The sequence below is a fragment of the Marinovum sp. PR37 genome, from assembly GCF_028807375.1.
GTDB lineage: Bacteria > Pseudomonadota > Alphaproteobacteria > Rhodobacterales > Rhodobacteraceae > Marinovum > Marinovum algicola.
In genome coordinates this window covers 79,435-97,246 of record NZ_JARAML010000012.1, presented here as the reverse complement: position 1 = coordinate 97,246, position 17,812 = coordinate 79,435, and the positions used below count along the sequence as shown (strand labels likewise).

Genomic DNA, 17,812 nt, shown 5'->3' with positions numbered 1-17,812 from the left:
CCAAGGGGCGAGCAATGGCGGCTTATCAGTACGTGTACCACATGGACGGCGTGTCCAAGACCTATCCGGGCGGCAAGAAATGCTTCGAGAACATCCGTCTCAGCTTTCTTCCCGGGGTCAAGATTGGTGTGGTCGGCGTCAACGGCGCCGGTAAATCCACCCTGCTCAAGATCATGGCCGGGCTCGACAAGGATTTCACCGGCGAGGCCTGGGCCGCCGAGGGCGCCAAGGTGGGATATCTGCCGCAGGAGCCCGAGCTCGACCCGTCGCTCGACGTGCGCGGCAACGTGATGCTGGGCGTGGCGGGGAAAAAGGCCATCCTCGACAAGTACAACGAGCTGGCGATGAACTACTCGGACGAGACCGCCGACGAGATGGCCGCGCTGCAAGACCAGATCGACAGCGAGAACCTCTGGGACCTGGACAGCCAGATCGACGTCGCCATGGAGGCGCTGCGCTGCCCGCCGGACGATGCCGACGTGACCACGCTGTCGGGTGGTGAAAAACGCCGCGTCGCGCTCTGCAAGCTGCTGCTGGAAGCGCCCGAGATGCTGCTGCTCGACGAACCGACCAACCACCTCGACGCCGAGACCATCGCCTGGCTGCAACAGCACCTGATCGACTACAAGGGCACGATCCTGATCGTCACCCACGACCGTTATTTCCTTGACGACATCACCGGCTGGATCCTCGAGCTCGACCGTGGCCGCGGCATCCCCTACGAGGGCAATTACTCGGCCTGGCTGGAGCAGAAGGCCAAGCGCCTGGCCCAGGAGGCCCGCGAGGACAAGGCCAAACAGAAAACGCTCGAGCGCGAGCTGGAATGGATGCGTCAGGGCGCCAAGGCGCGGCAAGCCAAGTCCAAGGCGCGGATTCAGGCGTATGAAGAGATGGCGGGCCAGTCTGAGCGCGAAAAGATCACCCGCGCCCAGATCGTCATCCCCAACGGCCCGCGCCTCGGCGGCAAGGTGATCGAGGTCGAGGGGCTGAAAAAGGCCATGGGCGACAAGCTCCTGATCGAAGACCTCACCTTTTCGCTGCCGCCCGGCGGCATCGTCGGGGTGATCGGCCCCAACGGCGCCGGCAAATCGACGCTGTTCAAGATGCTGACCGGCGCGGAAACGCCCGACGTGGGGGAAATCACCTATGGCGACACAGTCGATCTGTCTTATGTCGATCAGTCACGCGACGATCTGAAGGCAGACGACACCGTCTGGGAGGCGATCACCGGCGGCGCCGAGATCATCCAGCTGGGCGATGCCCAGGTGAACTCCCGCGCCTATTGCTCCTCGTTCAACTTCAAGGGCGGCGACCAGCAGAAGAAGGTGGGCCTGCTCTCGGGCGGGGAACGCAACCGTGTCCACATGGCGCGGCTTCTGAAAGAAGGCGGCAACGTGCTGCTGCTCGACGAACCGACCAACGACCTCGACGTCGAGACGCTGCGGGCGCTGGAAGACGCGCTGGTGGATTTCGCCGGCTGCGCGGTGGTGATTTCGCACGACCGTTTTTTCCTCGACCGGATCTGCACCCATATCCTGGCCTTCGAGGGCGAGGCGCATGTGGAATGGTTCCAGGGCAACTTCGAGGACTACGAAGAAGACAAGAAACGCCGGCTGGGCGCCGATGCGCTGGAACCGAAACGTTTGAAACACAAGAAGTTTTCGCGGTAAAAATAGAAACGTCTTTGTGGAAACGCAGGGCGCCCCCGTTTCTGTTGCGTCCACTTTTCCTTGACGGGCGCGTGTCGGAACCGCGTAGGGCGCGCATTTATTGCGCACCGCTTCGGCCAACCAAACACCGGTGCGCAGTGAATGCGCACCCTACGTGACGTCGTGACCCATCCGGCGCGCGCGATGCACCGACGAAAACGGCCAATCCAGCGGATCGGTCAACCACCCGTGCTTGACCGGGTTCATATGACAATAACCGACCGCCGCCGCGCAATCCCGTGGCCCGCGAAGGTGATGCTCCCAGAACCGCCGTTGCCAGATGCCCCGTTCCCGCCGGGCCCTGTGGCTGCTCCGACGAGACCCGAGCGGCACCTCTCGTGAAAACCGCGCCTTGATCAGGCTCCACCGGGTTGAGAATTCGCAATCCCCTGCTGGCAATGTCCAGACCGCATGCAGGTGATCCGGCAACACCACCCACGCGTCGATCCGGAATGGGCGGTCTTCCCGCGTCCTGCGCACAGCCTCGCGCAGCACCGTGATGTGGTCGGTCAGGATCGTCCCCCTCCGCTCTGCCACCGCCACGGTAAAGAATACGGTCGCGCCGGAAATCTTCGGTCGGATGTAATTCGGCATCCGCCAAGCCTGGCCCCGACCGGGTTAATGGAGGGTGAACACCCTACGGCACTTCACGCGGCCGTCCCTCGCCATCGATCGCCACGAAGGTAAAGATCGCCTCCGTCACCTTTTCGCGCCCGCCGATGCGTTCGCGGCGGACCCAGGCCTCGACGTCTATCGCCATCGAGCTCCGACCGACCCGGGTGATCTGGCAATAGACGCAGAGCACGTCGCCCACCTTGACCGGCCGGATGAATTTCATCGCGTCCACCGCAATGGTCGCCACCCTACCTTGGGCCTTTTCGCCGGCGACGATGCCCGCCGCGATGTCCATCTGGCTCAGCACCCAGCCACCGAAGATGTCGCCCGACACATTGGTATCCGCCGGCATCGCCAGCGTTCGCAGGGTCAGCTCGCCGTCCGGCCCCTCTGTCGTCTCTGTCATGTCGTCCTGCCCCTGCTGGCTGCTTTGTCGGCCAAGGCTACACCACGCCGCCGCCCCTGCCCAGCACCGGCGCGCCGGCCCCCGGTCTGCCGGCGGAACCAAAGGCCGGAACCGCGCGTTCGCCTCAGACCGGGACGGGACGCAAAGCCCCCGCCCCCTTGACCCGCCACCCCGGAGACCCGCGCCATGCTCTATACCATTCTCGTCATCCTCCTGATCCTTGCCCTGATCGGCGCGCTGCCGCGTTGGGGCCATTCCCGCAGCTGGGGCTACGGCCCCTCGGGCATCCTCGGCGTCGTGCTGGTGGTGCTGATCGTGCTGCTCTTGATGGGCCAGGTCTGAGGCCTGTCATCCTTCCGAAAGGCCGAGGCCGCCCCGGGCGGCCTCTCCCGCCCCTTTACCCCGAAGCCCTCTGCGCCTAGGCTGACCCACAGGGAGCCCGACCATGAGGACACCATATCGCATGTTCGACAATGATTACCCCCTGCTCAGCACCGCCAGTCTGACAGCGCTCATCCTGCACGCCGCCGCCAAGGGGCCGGTGACCCTCGACAGCTGTTCCGACCGGCTCGACGCGCTGTTTCGCCAGGCCGGCAAACCGCCCGGCCTGCCCGAGGACGAAAGAAGGGTCAAACTCGCCCGCCAGCTCGACCACCTGCGCATCGCGCGCATTCTCGAGGCCGGAGAAGACGGCGCCCTGCACCTGACGGATCGCGGCCGGCAGGCGTTCGAGGATTACCCCGACGGGCTCGACCAGACCGTGCTGGTGAAATACCGCGAGTTCGCCGAGCACCTGCAAAAGACGGCACATCATTCCGCCGGCATGGACCCGCGGATGGGCTCTTATGACGAAGGCTACATTGCCCGGCAGGAGGGCATCTCGTTCCAGGCCAACCCCTATTCCGAGAACACCGTCGACCATCAATCCTGGGAAAACGGCTGGATGCAGGCGCAGGAACAGGACACCCGCGCCGCGCCGCTGCGGCCGGCCTCGGAGCGCTGAGCCTCAGGGCGCCGCCAGAAGCGCCACCGCATACATGCCGAGGCCAAAGACCGTATGGCCGACGAGGCCCATCAGCCGCACCTTCCAGGGGTTCGGCGTGCGGGCGGCGGCCCACCCGAGCCCCATACCGGGCTGCAACAGGAACCAGCCGGCTCCGACGGTGACAATCGCGAAAATCCACAGCGGCAGGAAGCTCGGCGCATCCAGCCAGGCCGCGCCGGCGAGCAGCGCGAAGATCACGCCATAAGCGATCCCCACGAAATAATGCACACCCCAGCCCAGCGCCTCTTCGCGGCGCACCGGAGCAACCGCGCCGATATCGTCGTGAAAGACCTGCCCGGCCGGAAGCTGTGCCGCCCAGCGGCCGATCCGCCCCCAGGCCGGGCGCGGCTGTCCAAAGCCGCGGGCCAGAACCTCGGACCAGATGTCCATCGCCAACGTGCCGCCCAGCCCCATGACGATACCGGCCCAGATCAATTCACTCATCACTGTCACTCCTGCCTTGCGCGCCGCGACGCTCGCAGAAGCCGCCGCGACCTGCAAGAAAAAGCGACCGGCGGGTCAGCCGATCCAGTGCAGGATCTGTTCTGACTTCATCATGCCCGACTGGCGCGCCGCCTCGCGGCCCCGATGAAACCGGATCATCGTCGGAATGCCACGAATGTTGTAGGCCCCGGCCGCCTGCGCCTCGTCCTGGGTGTTCAACTTGACCAGCCGCGCCCGGGTGCCGGCCTGGCCGGCCGCGCGGTCGAACTCGGGGGCCATCATCTTGCAGGGCCCGCACCAGGGCGCCCAGAAATCCACGACCAGCGGCACCTCGTCATGGCGCGCCGCCTTTCGCAGGGTGGCCAGGTCGATCGCCACCGCCTTGCCCGGCATCAGACGGGCGCCGCAGGTGCCGCATTTCGGCCCGGCGTCAAGCCGCGCCTCGGGCACCTTGTTCACCTGTCCGCAGTCGAGGCATGTCAGTTTCCGTGCCGTCATATCACCAACCTGTCCTTGATTTCGTGCTTGCGCCTATCTGGGGGCAGCGCGCTCTGGCGGCAAGCCCCGGCCGGCCCGTGCCCGAAATTGCACCGAAGGTGCCGCATTGCCGCCCCAATTTCCGCGCCTACTTGGTCCGATCCAGAGGGACAGGAGACCGTTATGGCCAGTATCGCACTCATCTGCGGCAGTACGCTCGGGGCGTTGACCGGTCTGCTCGGCTGGCTGGTCTTCGGAATGAGCGCCACCATGGCGCTCGAGCTTTACCTCGCGCTCGGCCTGATCGTTCCCGCCGTCGCAACCCTCGCGGCCCGGCCTCGCCGGCAGAGCGAGGACGCTGCCGGCACCGGCCCCCTCACCGCCTGAGACCCAAACGTTGCCCCCGGCCCACGCCGGCCCGGAGTAACGGATTCCTGACTCCCGCTTGCCGGGGGCCTGCCATATGATTCCGTTGCTCATCGCTGGAGGGACATATGAGGATTTCACGCCGCGCCTTTTTCGGCACTGCCGCCGCTGCCCTGGCCCTGCCGTCGCTTGCCCGGGCCCAGGTCCGACTCGATCCGAAATTCGCACCGCAATATGTGCGCGTCCGGGCCGACATGGCGCCGGGCCAGATCGTGGTGTTGCAGAAATCGCGCTTTCTCTACTTCATCGAAGACCCCGGCCGAGCGCTGCGCTACGGCATCAGCGTTGGGCGCACCGGGCTGGAATTTTCGGGCACCGGCGTGATCCAGGCCAAGAAGAAATGGCCGACGTGGCGCCCCACCGACGCGATGATCGAACGCGAGCCGCAGACCTATGGCCGCTTCAAGGGCAACGATTACGTCCAGCCCGGCGAGCCGGGCAATCCGCTGGGCGCGAGGGCAATGTACCTGTTCCAGAACGGCGTGAACACCTTTGCCGCCATCCACGGCACCGACAATCTCGCCTCGATCGGCAAGGCAGCCTCGAACGGCTGTTTCCGCATGGCCAATGACCACGTGATGGATCTCTATCCGCGCATCCCCCTCGGCACCACGGTCACCGTGCTCTGATCCGGGGCGCCGCGTGGTTTCGTTTTGCCCCTTGACCATGGGCAGGCCAGCGGGGAAAGAGCGCGCATGTTGTTCGATGTTATCGTCATCGGCGCGGGCCCTGCCGGCGCCGCCGCCGCCCGCACCGCTGCCAGCGCCGGGCTGCGCACCGCCTTGGTCGACAAGGCGCGCTTTCCGCGTGACAAGCTCTGCGGCGGCGGTTTCACCGGCCGCGCGGCGCGGTACTATCGCGAAATTTTCGAGACCGATCTGCCCGAGACCTTTGACAGCAAATCTGCGGTAACCCTTTATGGTTTCGGCGAAAAGCTTGGCGTGATCGAAAATATCCCGCCGGTCTACCTGACCATGCGCCTGTCGCTCGACGCCCATCTGGTGGCGCTTGCCCTGGCCGCCGGCGCGGAGGATTTCACCGGCACGCGGATTGCCGAACTGGCGCCCGAGGCCGGCCGCGTGACGCTGGCCGATGGCACCCGGCTCGAGGCGCCGGTGGTGATCGGCGCCGATGGTGTCACCAGCGCCACCGCCCGCGCGCTTTTTGGCCGGCCGTTCGACCCGGCCCGCATCGGCTTTGCGCTCGAGGCCGAGGGCCCCGCCCTGCCCGCCGACGCCCCGCTGCGCATCGACATGGGGGCGGCGAACTGGGGTTACGGCTGGTCGTTCCCGAAAAGTGGCAGCCACACGGTGGGCGTGGGCGGCGTGCACAGCCGCAATCCCGATCTCAAGACGATCATGCGCGCCTATATGGCCGATCTGGACGTGCCGGCCGAAACCCGCGTCAAGGGCCAGTACCTGCCCTTCGGCAAGGCCCGCCGCGCACCCGGGCGCGACAACGTGCTGCTGGCCGGCGATGCCGCCTGGCTGGTCGATCCGGTCACCGGCGAAGGCATCGCCTATGCGATGAAATCCGGCCAGCTTGCCGCCCTCGCGGCGCGCGACGCGCTGGCCCGTCACGAGCCGGATGCGGCGCTGCGGCTCTACCGCCAGCGGCTGCGGCCGATTCTCACCGCCATGCGCCACGCCAACATGGTGCGCCTGCTGCTCTACTGGGGGCCGTTCAAGACCGGATTCGTCCGGGCGGTGCGCAAGTCCGGTCATCTGCGCCACGATTACATGCGGCTTCTGGGCGGCGAGATCGAATATCCCGACCTGATGCGCGCGCTGGTGCGGCGATTGCCCAACTATCTGATGCGCGCACTCGGCAGCGCGAAAGTTCAAGGCGATTCCCCTTGAAACCCTTGCGATCGCGCCGGAACTGAGCCGCCTCCGTCATCGTCTGCTCGGCCTCAGGCGGTCCGCCTCGGGCGCAGCACACCCGGGGCCGCGCCGGTGTTTCATCTCGACATCGACCGGCCCGCCTGCCCCGGCGTGACCTTGCCGACGCCCCGGCAGATTGCGAAGAATTCCCCTTGAAATGGCGCCCGCTTCCCCGCATATCTTTCTTGCGAAGTTATCTATCGACCGCTGCTCCTCTACGGCTCAGTCCTTCGATCTGCACTGACTAAGCCGACCTGCCGCAATTCCGCGGGCAGTAACACTAGGAGTAGACACATGGCCACTGGCACTGTGAAATGGTTCAACACCACCAAAGGCTTTGGTTTCATCGCACCCGACGGCGGCAGCAAAGACGTGTTCGTGCACATCTCGGCCGTTGAGCGCTCGGGCCTGACCGGCCTCGCCGACAACCAGAAAGTCACCTTCGACATCAAGCCGGGCCGTGACGGCCGCGAAGCCGCCGAGAACATCGCGCTGGCCTAAGGCTTCTGCCTCGAAGAAATGGAAAGGCCCCGCCATCCGGTGGGGCTTTTTGCTTTCCAAGCTCAGGACTCGCCCGGAACCTCCGCGATCAGCCGTTCCACATGCGGGCCGATCCCCTCGACAATCCGCGCCACACCCTCCGCATTGGGATGGATGCCGTCGCCCTGCATCAGATCCGCGGCGCCCGAGGGATCGCCCCCGTCGGGCAGCAGGATGTCAAGGAACGCCGGCGCCTCCAGCGCGCCATGCTCGGCCGCCAGATCGGCATAGATGCCGTCGAACGCCGCCTTGTAGTCGGGCCCGTAATTGCCGGGCGCCCGCATCGGCACAAGCAGCACCGGCATCTCGCGCGCCGCCGCCACCCTGAGAATCCCGTCGAGGTTGTCCCGCGACACCGCCGGATCGAGCCCGCGAAGCACGTCGTTGCCCCCCAGCGCCACGATCATCGCGTCCACCCCGGGGCTCAGGCTCCATTCAACCCGCGCCAGGCCGCCGGCGGTTGTGTCGCCCGACACGCCGCCGTTTATCAGCGTAACATCATGGCCTTGCGCCTCCAGCCAATCCTGCATCTGCGGCACAAACCCCTCATCGGCCATCAGCCCGTAGCCCTGGATCAGACTGTCGCCCAGCGCCAGGATCTCGAGTTCTTCCGCCGCCGCCGGCGCCGCCAGCGTCAAAACAATTGCGCACGCCTTGCTCAACCGCGCGCATACCCCATATGTGAAAAGCTGATACATTGCCCGAAAGGCCCTTTGCATGATTGATCCCGTCCTGTCGCTTAAAGATGTGCATCTGGCGCTCGATGGCAATGCCGGCAGGGTCGAGATCCTGCATGGTATTTCGCTTGATGTCGCCAAAGGCGCCTCGATCGGCCTCATCGGCCCCTCGGGCTCGGGCAAATCCTCGCTGCTGATGCTGATGGGCGGGCTGGAGCGCGCCACCGGCGGCAGCGTCACGGCCCTGGGCGAAGATTTCGGCGCGATGAACGAGGATGCCCTGGCGCGTTTCCGGCGCGATCACATGGGCGTGGTGTTTCAGAGCTTTCATCTGATCCCGACAATGACGGCGCTGGAAAACGTCGCCACGCCGCTGGAGCTGGCCGGCCACCGCGACGCCTTTGAGCGCGCCGAGGCCGAGCTCGAGACCGTGGGCCTCGGCCATCGCGCCGGCCATTATCCCGCACAGATGTCCGGCGGCGAACAGCAGCGGGTGGCGCTGGCCCGGGCCTCGGCGCCACGGCCGCACATCCTGCTGGCGGATGAGCCCACCGGCAACCTCGACGAGGCCAATGGCGGCGCGATCATGGATCTGCTGTTCCATCTCCGCGACCGCCATGGCGCGACACTTGTGCTGGTCACTCATGCCCCTTCGCTGGCCGCGCGTTGTGACCGCGTGGTGCGGCTGCGTGACGGACGGATCGACGCACAGGCCCGCGAGGCGGCGGAATGAGCTTCACCACGGCCGCCCGCTTTGCCCGGCGCGAACTGCGCGGAGGCCTGCGCGGCTTCCGCATCTTCCTCGCCTGCCTGGCGCTGGGTGTCGCCGCGATTGCCGGCATCGGCATGGTGCGCACCTCGATCGCTCTGGGGCTGGAGGAGAAAGGCGCCGAGCTTCTCGGCGGCGACGCCGAGCTGCGCTTCACCTACCGCTTTGCCACGCCCGAGGAACGCGCCTGGATGCAGAATCGCGCCACGGAGGTATCCGAGATCACCGATTTCCGCTCGATGGTGGTGGTCGACCGTAACGGCAGCACCGAACGCGCCCTGACCCAGGTGAAATCCGTCGACAGCGCCTATCCGCTGATCGGCGCGGTCACGCTCGAGCCGCCGATGCCGCTGGATGCGGCGCTGGCAGGCACCGGTGCCGTCATGGCCCCGGTTCTGGCCGAACGGCTGGCCCTTTCGCCTGGCGACGATTTTCAGCTCGGCACCGAGACCTTCACGCTTTCTGCCTTGATCGCGCTCGAGCCGGATGATGCCGGCGGCGGCTTTGCGCTCGGGCCCCGCACCCTGGTACGCACCGAGGCGCTGGCAAACTCCGGCCTGCTTCAGCCCGGCACGCTCTTCGAAACCCATTACCGCCTGACTTTGCCCGCCGGCACAGATCTCGACAGTTTCCAATCCGAGGCCAGAGACCGCTTCACCGAAGTCGGCGGGCGCTATCGCGACGCCCGCAACGGCGCGCCGGGGATCGCGCGCTTTGTCGACCGGTTGAGCAGCTTCCTGATCCTCGTCGGCCTGTCGGGGCTGGCGGTGGGCGGCGTCGGCGTCTCTGCGGCGGTGCGCGCCTATCTGGCCTCCAAGACCTCGGTCATCGCCACGCTGCGCACGCTGGGCGCCACGCGACAGGTGATCTTTCTCACCTACTTCCTTCAGATCGGCGCGCTGAGCCTGCTGGGCATTGCGCTGGGGCTCACCCTAGGCGCACTGGCGCCGCTGGCTCTGGGACCGCTGCTGCAAGCGCTGCTGCCGGTGCCGGCGGTCTTTGCCATCCACCCCGGCCCGTTGCTGGAGGCGGCGCTTTACGGCGGGCTCACCGCCTTGATCTTTACCCTCTGGCCGCTGGCCCGCACCGAAGAGATCCGCCCTGCCGCGCTGTTCCGCGATGCCCTGGGCAGTGCCGGCCTGCTGCCGCGCTGGCCGCATGTGCTGGTGATCCTCGCGCTGATCGCCACTCTGCTGGGCGCGGCGGCGTTGTTTTCCGGCTCGTCGATGCTGACACTCTGGACCGCCGGCGGCATCCTCGTGGCGCTCACCGTGCTGGCGCTGGCCGCCGCGCTGATCCGCTGGGCCGCCCGCCGGTCGGGCCGCGCTGCGCGCCACCGACCGGCGCTGCGCTGGGCCCTTTCGGCGATCTCCGGCGCTCAGGAAGGTGCCGCATCGACCGTGCTCTCGCTGGGGCTCGGGCTGTCGGTGCTGGCCGCGGTCGGCCAGATCGAAGGCAACATGCGTGCCGCGATCCAGACAGACCTGCCCGACGTGGCGCCCTCGTTCTTTTTCGTCGACATCCAGAAAGACCAGATGCCAGGCTTCCGCGCCCGGCTCGGCGACGACCCCGCGGTGAGCAAGGTGCAGAGCGCGCCGATGCTGCGCGGCATCATCACCCGGATCAATGGCCAACCCGCGCGCGAGGTGGCCGGCGATCATTGGGTGATCCGGGGCGACCGGGGGGTGACCTATTCCGCCGCCCTGCCCGAGGACACGACGCTCACCGCCGGCACCTGGTGGGAACCCGACTACGCCGGCCCGCCGCTGGTCAGCTTTGCCGCCGAGGAAGCGGCCGAGATCGGCCTGCATCTTGGCGACGATATCACCGTCAACATCCTGGGCCGCGACATCACCGCAACCATCGCCTCGTTTCGCGAGGTGGATTTCTCGACCGCCGGGATCGGCTTTGTGATGTCGATGAACCCGGCCGCGCTCGAGGCCGCGCCGCACAGCTTCATCTCGACGGTCTATGCCGAAGAAGCGGCCGAAGCGACGATCCTGCGCGATCTCACCTCAACCTACCCAAATATCACCGCGATCCGCGTGCGCGACGCCGTCGACCGGGTGGCCGAGATCATGGGCGGCATTGCCCAGGCCACCGCCTGGGGCGCGGCGGCAACGCTGCTGACCGGCTTCCTGGTGCTGATCGGCGCGGCGGCGGCGGGCGAACAGGCCCGCACCTACGAGGCGGCAGTGCTCAAGACCCTGGGGGCGGCCCGCGCCCGCATCCTGCAAAGCTTCGCCCTGCGCGCCGCGCTGCTCGGCGCGGCGGCAGGGCTGGTGGCACTGGGGGCCGGGGTGGCCGGGGGCTGGGCGGTGATGACCTATCTGATGGAGGTGGATTTCGCGGTGCAATGGTCCTCGGCGCTGCTGATCGTGCTGGGCGGGGTGCTGGCCACGCTGCTGGCCAGCCTCGGCTTTGCCTGGCGGCCGCTGGCGGCCCGTCCGGCGCGGGTGCTGCGGGCGCGCGAGTGAGGCGCGCCCAGAACCCCTTCAGCCGCCGCTCCACCGCCCCTGGCCCGCGCCCGTACAGGCCGAGCTGCGCCAATCCTGCACTTGATCCCCCTCCCGTGGGCTGGCACACCCTGCGCAACCCCAATGACTCGGAGTTCCCATGTCGGACAACCTGCCCATGGCCGTGCACGCGCCGCTGACGCGCGCGCAGAAAACCTCGCTTCTGAACCTCGTCCGCCGCGCCGCCAAGGCCGAGATCCTGCCGCGGTTTCGGGCGCTCGATCCGTCGGAGGTGACCGAAAAGACATCCAAGCTCGATCTCGTCACCGCCGCCGACGAAGCGGCCGAGGCGATGATCACCCGCGGGCTGCAAATGGCCTTTCCCTCGGCGGTGATCGTCGGGGAAGAGGCGGCGTCGCGCGATCCCAGGATCCTCGACGCCTTGGGCGATGCCGAACTGGGCTTCCTGATCGACCCGGTCGATGGCACCTGGAATTTCGCCCATGGGCTGTCGCTCTTCGGCACGATGGTGGCGGCGACACGGTTTGGCAAACCGGTCTATGGCATGATCTACGACCCGCTCAACGATGACGTGGTGGTGGCCGACGAGGACAGCCTCACCACCTGGACCGGCCCGCGCGGCCGCCGCCGCACGCTCTCCACCGCCGACGCAAAGCCGCTGTCGGAGATGGTCGGCTACATCCACATGAAGCTGATGCCGGCCGAGGTTCAGCCGCTGGTCGCGGCGCTTTATCCCAAGATCGGACGGCCCGACGCGCTGCGCTGTTCGGCGCATGAATACCGACTGCTGGCCGAGGGCCATTGCGATTTCGTGCTGTCGTGCAAGATGACGCCCTGGGACCATGCCGCCGGCGTGCTGCTCTGCCAGAAAGCCGGCGGGCATGTCGGTTTCCTTGACGGCCGAGAGTATTCCGCCGCCGAGAAAGAGGGTTATTTGCTCTGCGCCGGCTCCGAGGCCACCTGGAAAACCGTGGCCGACGAGCTTGGTTTCCTGCTCGGGCCGAAGCCCGAGAGCGAAACACTTTCTGACGAGGGATAGGATCAGACGCGGTGGGGTTTCCCCCACCGCGCCCTCAGACAAGCCGGGCCGACGGCGGCCTGCGGCCTTGTTCCGGGCCGTGGCCGAGCCGGCCGCTACTCCGCCGCTTCGGCATATTCCTCCATCGGCGGGCAGGTACACACTAGGTTGCGGTCGCCAAAGACGTTGTCGACGCGGTTCACCGGCGGCCAGTACTTGTCCACCCGGAAGGCGCCGGGCGGAAAACACCCTTGCTCGCGGCTGTAGGGGCGGTCCCACTCGCGCACCAGGTCTTCCATCGTATGCGGCGCGTTCTTCAGCGGGTTGTTGGCGCGGTCCATCCGGCCCTCCTCGATCTCGCGGATCTCTTCGCGGATCGCCAGCATCGCATCGCAGAACCGGTCCAGCTCGGCCTTGGTCTCGCTCTCGGTCGGTTCCACCATCAATGTCCCGGCCACCGGCCAGGACATGGTCGGCGCGTGAAAGCCGCAATCTGCCAGCCGTTTGGCGATGTCGTCGACCGTGACATCCGCGCTCTCGGCAAAGGGCCGGGTGTCGATGATGCATTCATGCGCCACCCGGTCGCCGCGCCCGCGATAGAGGATGTCATAGGCCCCTTCCAGCCGCTTGGCGATGTAATTGGCGTTCAGGATCGCCACCCGCGTCGCCTGGGTCAGCCCCTCGCCGCCCATCATCAGGATGTACGCCCAGGAGATCGGCAGGATCGAGGGCGAGCCATAAGGCGCGGCGCTCACCGGCCCCTCTTCGCCGCCCACCTCCGGGTGTCCCGGCAGATGCGGCACCAGATGCGCCTTGACGCCGATCGGCCCCATGCCGGGGCCGCCGCCGCCATGCGGGATGCAGAAGGTCTTGTGCAGGTTCAGGTGGCTGACATCGCCGCCCAGATCGCCGGGCCGTGACAGCCCCACCATGGCGTTGAGGTTGGCGCCATCGATATAGACCTGACCGCCGTGCTCATGGGTGATCTTGCAGACGTCCTGCACGGTTTCCTCGAATACCCCGTGGGTCGAGGGATAGGTGATCATGCAACCGGCCAGCGCTTCGGCATGTTTCTCTGCCTTGGCGCGGAAATCCTCGAGATCGATATCGCCGTTTCTGGCCGATTTCACCGGCACCACCTTCCAGCCGACCATCTGCGCGCTGGCCGGGTTGGTGCCATGCGCCGACATCGGGATCAGGCAGACATTGCGGTGGCCCTCGCCATTGGCGCGGTGGAAGGCCGCAATCGTCAACAGCCCGGCATATTCGCCCTGCGCGCCGGAATTGGGCTGCATCGAGAAATCGTCGTAACCGGTAATGGCACAGAGCTTTTGGCTCAGGTCACTCACCAGATGCGTATAGCCCAGCGCCTGATTGGCCGGCGCAAAGGGATGCAGCGAGGAAAACTCGCGCCAGCTCACCGGCATCATCTCGGCCGCCGAATTGAGCTTCATCGTGCAGGACCCCAGCGGGATCATTGCCCGGTCCAGCGCCAGGTCACGGTCGGCCAGCCGCCGCATGTAGCGCATCATCTCGGTCTCGGCCCGGTTCATGTGAAAGATCGGGTGGGTGAGATAATCCGAACTCCGAAGCATGTCCTCGGGCATCTTGTAGACCGGGGTGTAGTCGTCGTCCTTGCGGGTAATGCCGAAGGCGCGCCAGACCGCTTCGATGTTCGACGGCCGGGTGCATTCGTCGAGCGTGATGCCGACCCGGTATTCGCCGACGCGGCGCAGGTTCACGCCCTCGTCGCGGGCCGATTTCAGCACCGCCGATTGCAGCGTGCGCACATCGACGGTGATGGTGTCGAAATAGGCCTGCGGATCCACCTTGAAGCCGGCCTCCTCGAGCCCGCGCGCCAGCCGAACGGTCTTGCGGTGAATGCGCTGGGCAATCGCCTTGAGCCCCTCGGGCCCGTGAAACACCGCATACATGCCGGCCATGACCGCCAGCAGCGCCTGCGCGGTACAGACATTCGAGGTGGCCTTCTCGCGGCGGATATGCTGCTCGCGGGTTTGCAGCGAGAGCCGATAGGCGCGGTTGCCATGGCTGTCCACCGAGACGCCGACAATCCGCCCCGGCATGGCGCGTTTATAGGCGTCGCGACAGGCCATATAGGCGGCATGCGGCCCGCCATAGCCCATCGGCACGCCAAAGCGCTGGGTCGAGCCGACGGCGATATCGGCGCCCATCGCGCCCGGCTCTTTCAGGACCGTCAGCGCCAGCGGATCGGCGGCGACGATACCCACCGCATTGGCGGCGTGCAGCGCCTCCAACTGTTCCGTGAAATCGCGCACATGGCCATAGGTGCCCGGATATTGGAAGATCGCGCCGAAGACCGCCTCGGGGTCGAGCTTCTCGGGGTTGCCGACAATCACCTCGATGCCCAGCGGCTCGGCACGGGTCTTCATCACGGCGATGTTCTGCGGATGGCAGTCGCGGTCGACAAAGAACCCCTTGGCCTTGGATTTCGCCACCCGCTGCGCCATGGTCATCGCCTCGGCGCAGGCGGTGGATTCATCGAGCAGCGAGGCATTGGCCACCTCCAGCCCGGTGAGATCGCTCACCATGGTCTGGAAATTCAGCAGCGCTTCGAGCCGACCCTGGCTGATTTCCGGCTGGTAGGGCGTATAGGCGGTGTACCAGGCCGGGTTTTCCAGGATGTTGCGCTGGATCGCCGGCGGCGTCACCGTGCCGTGGTAGCCTTGGCCGATCATCGAGGTCAGCACCCGGTTCTTGGCCGCAACCTCGCGCATGTAGCGCAGCAGCTCGCGTTCCGACTTGGGCTTGCCGAAATTCAGCGGCGTTTCCTGACGGATCGCCTTCGGCACCGTCTCGTCGATCAGCGCGTCCAGGTCCGCCACCCCCAGCACCTCGCACATATCGGCCATTTCGGACGGCGAAGGCCCGATATGCCGCCGGTTGGCGAAATCATAAGGCAGATAATCGGTCGGTGTGAAAGTCATGCGAAGCCCCCTGCTTCATCTTGCCAAGAAATTGCCCGCCGAGGGCTGCGGCCCTTGCCCGCAACAACCGCAGCCACTCGGGCGGAAAAGCCTATCCGATAAAGGACTTGTAGGCCGCTTCATCCATGTAATCGTCCATCTGGCCAAGCTCTTCGGCCTTGATCTTGAAGAACCAGGCGTCGCCCTCGGGATCGTCGTTCACCTTGCCCGGCTCGCTGACGATGGCCTCGTTGACCTCGACGATCTCGCCGTCGATCGGGGCGAGGATGTCGCTGGCCGCCTTGACGCTCTCGATCACCACGATCTCGTCGTCCTTGTTGACCGATGTGCCGACCTCGGGCAGTTCGACAAAGACCACGTCGCCCAGCTGTTCGGCGGCATGGGCGGTGATGCCCACGGTTACCACGCCTTCGTCATCGGCCTCGAGCCATTCATGTTCTTCGGTGTATTTCATGGTCGTCTCCTGTTGGACCTATCTCTTGAAACCTTGCGCCACGAAGGGCAGCTTCGCCACCTTGACCGGCAGCCGCTTGCCGCGCACCTCGCCATAAAGCAGCGTGCCCTCGGCGGCGAGCGCTGTCGAGACATAGCCCATCGCCACCGGCCCGCCCACCGTCGGGCCAAAGCCGCCCGATGTCACCCGACCGACCGCCTCGCCACCGCTTTCCGCGGCAAATATCTCCACACCCTCGCGCATCGGCGCGCGGCCCTCGGGCCGCAGACCGACCCGGCGCTGCGCGGTGCTTTCGGCCAGATCGCCGAATATCTCGGCGGCACCGGGAAAGCCGCCTTCGCGGTCGCCACCGGGGCGGCGCACCTTCTGCATCGCCCAGACCAGCCCGGCCGAGACCGGCGTGGTGTCGGCGTCGATGTCATGGCCATAGAGGCACAGCCCGGCCTCGAGCCGCAGGCTGTCGCGGGCGCCAAGCCCGATCGCCTCCACCTCGTCATGCGCCAGCAGGGCGCGGGCCAGATCGACCGCCGCCGCCTCGGGCACCGAGATCTCGAAGCCGTCCTCGCCGGTATAGCCCGACCGCGAGATCCAGCATTCCGCGCCGGCGATCGGCAGCGTTTCGACATCCATGAACTTCATCTCGCGCACGCCCGGATGATGTTCGGCCAGCACCGCCTCGGCCGCCGGCCCCTGCAAGGCCAGCAGCGCGCGGCTGGTGATCTCCTTGACCGTCACCTCGGGCTCGAGCGCCGCGCGCATCCGCGCGATATCGGCTGCCTTGCAGGCGGCATTCACCACGACAAACAGGTGGTCGCCACGGTTGGCGATCATCAGGTCGTCTTCGATCCCGCCGTAATCATTGGTGAAAAACCCATAGCGCTGCCGGCCCTCGGCCAGCCCCAGCACATCCACCGGCACCAGCCGTTCCAGCGCGGCGCGGGCCATCTCGGGCGTCTTGGAACGCAGCACCACCTGCCCCATGTGGCTCACGTCGAACAGCCCGGCGCGGGCGCGGGTGTGCTGATGCTCTTTCAGCACGCCCAGCGGATATTGCACCGGCATCTCATAGCCGGCAAACGGCACCATCTTGGCGCCGAGGCTCACATGCAGATCATATAGCGGCGTGCGCTTCAGCGCCCCATCCTCGTCAGACACTCATCCATCTCCCGTTGCGGGCCGGAGTGTCCTTGCTCGGATACATCCCGGCATCCCCATGAACCGACCCAACAGGTCAGCCCGGCGATGCCCCATCTGTCCTTCTGCCTGAGATCGTTATCCCTTCGGCGCCCCGGACATGGCCGGGATCTCTCCAGATTTTTGCGACATCGACGGTCCTCGGGGCCTGAGAGTTTCCGGGGCGGTTGCTCCTTCGGCACCGGCATGGCCGGTTCTCCCGTCGAGTCGCGGGGACTTTATGCGAAGGGCCAAGCAATTGACAATGGTAAAAATTTCAAGCGCGCGATGGCGATGTCGGCGCAATCATGTCCATCAATGGCCTGCTGTCGCCGACCAGCATGTCCAGCATGACCCCGTCAAGCTGTTCGAAAAACGCGGTATAGGCATCGTCCAGCGCAATTCGCAATTGACGGGCGGCAACCAAAGGGAAACTGGTGTCGGCCGCGGAAAAACTGTCGGACATCGGCACCGGTGCCTCGACCGCGCGAAACACTTCGCCAATACGGATGTCGGCGGGCGCGCGCGCCAGTTCCAGCCCGCCATTCCGGCCACGGTGCGTTTCAATAAAACCGAGCTGTCCCAATTGATTGACCACTTGGGCCACATGGTTTTCAGAGGAATTGCACTGCTTTGCTATTTCGGATTTTGTCACCAATCGGTCGGAATTGGAGGCGCAATACATCAATACACGTATAGCGATATAAGTACGCTTCGTAACACGCATAGATTT

19 protein-coding genes and 1 riboswitch are annotated in these 17,812 nt (G+C 66.2%); of the genes, 10 read left to right on the top strand and 9 right to left on the bottom strand.

Annotation, left to right across the window (positions count from 1 at the left end):
• Nucleotides 1-14: 14 nt before the first annotated feature.
• A complete protein-coding gene (gene ettA / locus PVW49_RS12040; RefSeq protein ID WP_048532622.1) occupies nucleotides 15-1,670 on the top strand; it encodes an energy-dependent translational throttle protein EttA in 1,656 nt (551 codons plus the stop codon).
• A gap of 150 nt (nucleotides 1,671-1,820) precedes the next feature.
• Here the strand turns inward: ettA and PVW49_RS12035 are convergent, their stop codons facing one another.
• On the bottom strand, nucleotides 1,821-2,303 hold the full coding sequence (locus PVW49_RS12035) for an REP-associated tyrosine transposase (protein ID WP_274590623.1): 483 nt from the start codon (nucleotides 2,301-2,303) through the stop codon (nucleotides 1,821-1,823).
• A 43-nt stretch (nucleotides 2,304-2,346) separates the two neighbouring features.
• Entirely contained in the window at nucleotides 2,347-2,730 is a 384-nt protein-coding gene (gene yciA / locus PVW49_RS12030) for an acyl-CoA thioester hydrolase YciA (RefSeq protein WP_048532624.1), read from the bottom strand.
• A 186-nt stretch (nucleotides 2,731-2,916) separates the two neighbouring features.
• Here yciA and PVW49_RS12025 point away from each other — a divergent pair, with 186 nt between their 5' ends.
• Nucleotides 2,917-3,072, top strand: coding sequence for a DUF3309 family protein (locus PVW49_RS12025; RefSeq protein ID WP_048532625.1), 156 nt, complete (start codon nucleotides 2,917-2,919; stop codon nucleotides 3,070-3,072).
• 103 nt (nucleotides 3,073-3,175) lie between these two features.
• Nucleotides 3,176-3,733 (top strand): ribosome modulation factor, encoded by a 558-nt coding sequence (locus PVW49_RS12020; RefSeq protein ID WP_244526474.1) that lies wholly within the window; start codon nucleotides 3,176-3,178, stop codon nucleotides 3,731-3,733.
• A gap of 3 nt (nucleotides 3,734-3,736) precedes the next feature.
• On the opposite strand, the gene PVW49_RS12015 is transcribed toward PVW49_RS12020, so the two are convergent.
• Both PVW49_RS12015 and PVW49_RS12010 read right to left on the bottom strand, forming a co-directional pair.
• Entirely contained in the window at nucleotides 3,737-4,219 is a 483-nt protein-coding gene (locus PVW49_RS12015; RefSeq protein ID WP_048532629.1) for a DUF2938 domain-containing protein, read from the bottom strand.
• 75 nt (nucleotides 4,220-4,294) lie between these two features.
• Entirely contained in the window at nucleotides 4,295-4,717 is a 423-nt protein-coding gene (locus PVW49_RS12010; protein WP_048532630.1) for a thioredoxin family protein, read from the bottom strand.
• Between the two features lie 162 nt (nucleotides 4,718-4,879).
• Here PVW49_RS12010 and PVW49_RS12005 point away from each other — a divergent pair, with 162 nt between their 5' ends.
• The 4 genes from PVW49_RS12005 (at nucleotide 4,880) to PVW49_RS11990 (ending at nucleotide 7,506) form a co-directional block, all read left to right on the top strand.
• A complete protein-coding gene (locus PVW49_RS12005) occupies nucleotides 4,880-5,083 on the top strand; it encodes a hypothetical protein (protein WP_048532631.1) in 204 nt (67 codons plus the stop codon).
• Between the two features lie 107 nt (nucleotides 5,084-5,190).
• Complete coding sequence (locus PVW49_RS12000; RefSeq protein ID WP_274590622.1) at nucleotides 5,191-5,751, top strand: L,D-transpeptidase; 561 nt, start codon at nucleotides 5,191-5,193, stop codon at nucleotides 5,749-5,751.
• 66 nt (nucleotides 5,752-5,817) lie between these two features.
• Nucleotides 5,818-6,981: a geranylgeranyl reductase family protein gene (locus tag PVW49_RS11995; RefSeq protein ID WP_274565960.1), complete on the top strand. Its 1,164-nt coding sequence runs from the start codon at nucleotides 5,818-5,820 to the stop codon at nucleotides 6,979-6,981.
• 318 nt (nucleotides 6,982-7,299) lie between these two features.
• Entirely contained in the window at nucleotides 7,300-7,506 is a 207-nt protein-coding gene (locus PVW49_RS11990; RefSeq protein WP_048532637.1) for a cold-shock protein, read from the top strand.
• 62 nt (nucleotides 7,507-7,568) lie between these two features.
• Here PVW49_RS11990 and PVW49_RS11985 read toward each other — a convergent pair whose 3' ends face one another.
• Nucleotides 7,569-8,243, bottom strand: coding sequence for an arylesterase (locus PVW49_RS11985; protein WP_274590621.1), 675 nt, complete (start codon nucleotides 8,241-8,243; stop codon nucleotides 7,569-7,571).
• Between the two features lie 19 nt (nucleotides 8,244-8,262).
• On the opposite strand from PVW49_RS11985, the gene PVW49_RS11980 reads away from it, so the two are divergent.
• The 3 genes from PVW49_RS11980 to PVW49_RS11970 all read left to right on the top strand — a co-directional run bounded on the left by PVW49_RS11980 (nucleotide 8,263) and on the right by PVW49_RS11970 (nucleotide 12,507).
• Complete coding sequence (locus PVW49_RS11980; RefSeq protein ID WP_048532641.1) at nucleotides 8,263-8,955, top strand: ABC transporter ATP-binding protein; 693 nt, start codon at nucleotides 8,263-8,265, stop codon at nucleotides 8,953-8,955.
• Nucleotides 8,952-11,468, top strand: coding sequence for an ABC transporter permease (locus PVW49_RS11975; RefSeq protein ID WP_274590620.1), 2,517 nt, complete (start codon nucleotides 8,952-8,954; stop codon nucleotides 11,466-11,468). The genes PVW49_RS11980 and PVW49_RS11975 overlap by 4 nt, the downstream gene beginning before the upstream one ends.
• A gap of 139 nt (nucleotides 11,469-11,607) precedes the next feature.
• Nucleotides 11,608-12,507: an inositol monophosphatase family protein gene (locus PVW49_RS11970; RefSeq protein ID WP_274590619.1), complete on the top strand. Its 900-nt coding sequence runs from the start codon at nucleotides 11,608-11,610 to the stop codon at nucleotides 12,505-12,507.
• Nucleotides 12,508-12,602: 95 nt separating this feature from the next.
• Here PVW49_RS11970 and gcvP read toward each other — a convergent pair whose 3' ends face one another.
• The 4 genes from gcvP to PVW49_RS11950 form a co-directional block, all read right to left on the bottom strand.
• The gene (gene gcvP, locus PVW49_RS11965) at nucleotides 12,603-15,452 is read right to left on the bottom strand and encodes an aminomethyl-transferring glycine dehydrogenase (protein WP_274590618.1); all 2,850 of its coding nucleotides are present in this window, start codon (nucleotides 15,450-15,452) and stop codon (nucleotides 12,603-12,605) included.
• A 91-nt stretch (nucleotides 15,453-15,543) separates the two neighbouring features.
• A complete protein-coding gene (gene gcvH, locus PVW49_RS11960; RefSeq protein WP_048532646.1) occupies nucleotides 15,544-15,906 on the bottom strand; it encodes a glycine cleavage system protein GcvH in 363 nt (120 codons plus the stop codon).
• A gap of 18 nt (nucleotides 15,907-15,924) precedes the next feature.
• Nucleotides 15,925-17,061 (bottom strand): glycine cleavage system aminomethyltransferase GcvT, encoded by a 1,137-nt coding sequence (gcvT, locus tag PVW49_RS11955; RefSeq protein WP_274565964.1) that lies wholly within the window; start codon nucleotides 17,059-17,061, stop codon nucleotides 15,925-15,927.
• A gap of 164 nt (nucleotides 17,062-17,225) precedes the next feature.
• Nucleotides 17,226-17,312: riboswitch (glycine riboswitch) on the bottom strand.
• Between the two features lie 44 nt (nucleotides 17,313-17,356).
• Nucleotides 17,357-17,806, bottom strand: a complete 450-nt coding sequence (locus PVW49_RS11950; RefSeq protein ID WP_074836376.1) for an RrF2 family transcriptional regulator — start codon at nucleotides 17,804-17,806, stop codon at nucleotides 17,357-17,359.
• Nucleotides 17,807-17,812: the final 6 nt, after the last annotated feature.

Bases quoted from the DNA above. Each gene is read 5' to 3' on its own strand.
- PVW49_RS11985 (WP_274590621.1), bottom strand. From the start codon at position 8,243: ATGTATCAGCTTTTCACATATGGGGTATGCGCGCGGTTGAGCAAGGCG.
- PVW49_RS12035 (WP_274590623.1), bottom strand. From the start codon at position 2,303: ATGCCGAATTACATCCGACCGAAGATTTCCGGCGCGACCGTATTCTTT.
- PVW49_RS11950 (WP_074836376.1), bottom strand. From the start codon at position 17,806: ATGCGTGTTACGAAGCGTACTTATATCGCTATACGTGTATTGATGTAT.
- PVW49_RS11975 (WP_274590620.1), top strand. From the start codon at position 8,952: ATGAGCTTCACCACGGCCGCCCGCTTTGCCCGGCGCGAACTGCGCGGA.
- gcvH (WP_048532646.1), bottom strand. From the start codon at position 15,906: ATGAAATACACCGAAGAACATGAATGGCTCGAGGCCGATGACGAAGGC.
- ettA (WP_048532622.1), top strand. From the start codon at position 15: ATGGCGGCTTATCAGTACGTGTACCACATGGACGGCGTGTCCAAGACC.
- PVW49_RS11995 (WP_274565960.1), top strand. From the start codon at position 5,818: ATGTTGTTCGATGTTATCGTCATCGGCGCGGGCCCTGCCGGCGCCGCC.
- PVW49_RS12005 (WP_048532631.1), top strand. From the start codon at position 4,880: ATGGCCAGTATCGCACTCATCTGCGGCAGTACGCTCGGGGCGTTGACC.
- PVW49_RS12020 (WP_244526474.1), top strand. From the start codon at position 3,176: ATGAGGACACCATATCGCATGTTCGACAATGATTACCCCCTGCTCAGC.
- PVW49_RS12015 (WP_048532629.1), bottom strand. From the start codon at position 4,219: ATGAGTGAATTGATCTGGGCCGGTATCGTCATGGGGCTGGGCGGCACG.
- PVW49_RS11970 (WP_274590619.1), top strand. From the start codon at position 11,608: ATGTCGGACAACCTGCCCATGGCCGTGCACGCGCCGCTGACGCGCGCG.
- PVW49_RS12000 (WP_274590622.1), top strand. From the start codon at position 5,191: ATGAGGATTTCACGCCGCGCCTTTTTCGGCACTGCCGCCGCTGCCCTG.
- PVW49_RS11980 (WP_048532641.1), top strand. From the start codon at position 8,263: ATGATTGATCCCGTCCTGTCGCTTAAAGATGTGCATCTGGCGCTCGAT.
- yciA (WP_048532624.1), bottom strand. From the start codon at position 2,730: ATGACAGAGACGACAGAGGGGCCGGACGGCGAGCTGACCCTGCGAACG.
- PVW49_RS11990 (WP_048532637.1), top strand. From the start codon at position 7,300: ATGGCCACTGGCACTGTGAAATGGTTCAACACCACCAAAGGCTTTGGT.
- PVW49_RS12010 (WP_048532630.1), bottom strand. From the start codon at position 4,717: ATGACGGCACGGAAACTGACATGCCTCGACTGCGGACAGGTGAACAAG.
- gcvP (WP_274590618.1), bottom strand. From the start codon at position 15,452: ATGACTTTCACACCGACCGATTATCTGCCTTATGATTTCGCCAACCGG.
- PVW49_RS12025 (WP_048532625.1), top strand. From the start codon at position 2,917: ATGCTCTATACCATTCTCGTCATCCTCCTGATCCTTGCCCTGATCGGC.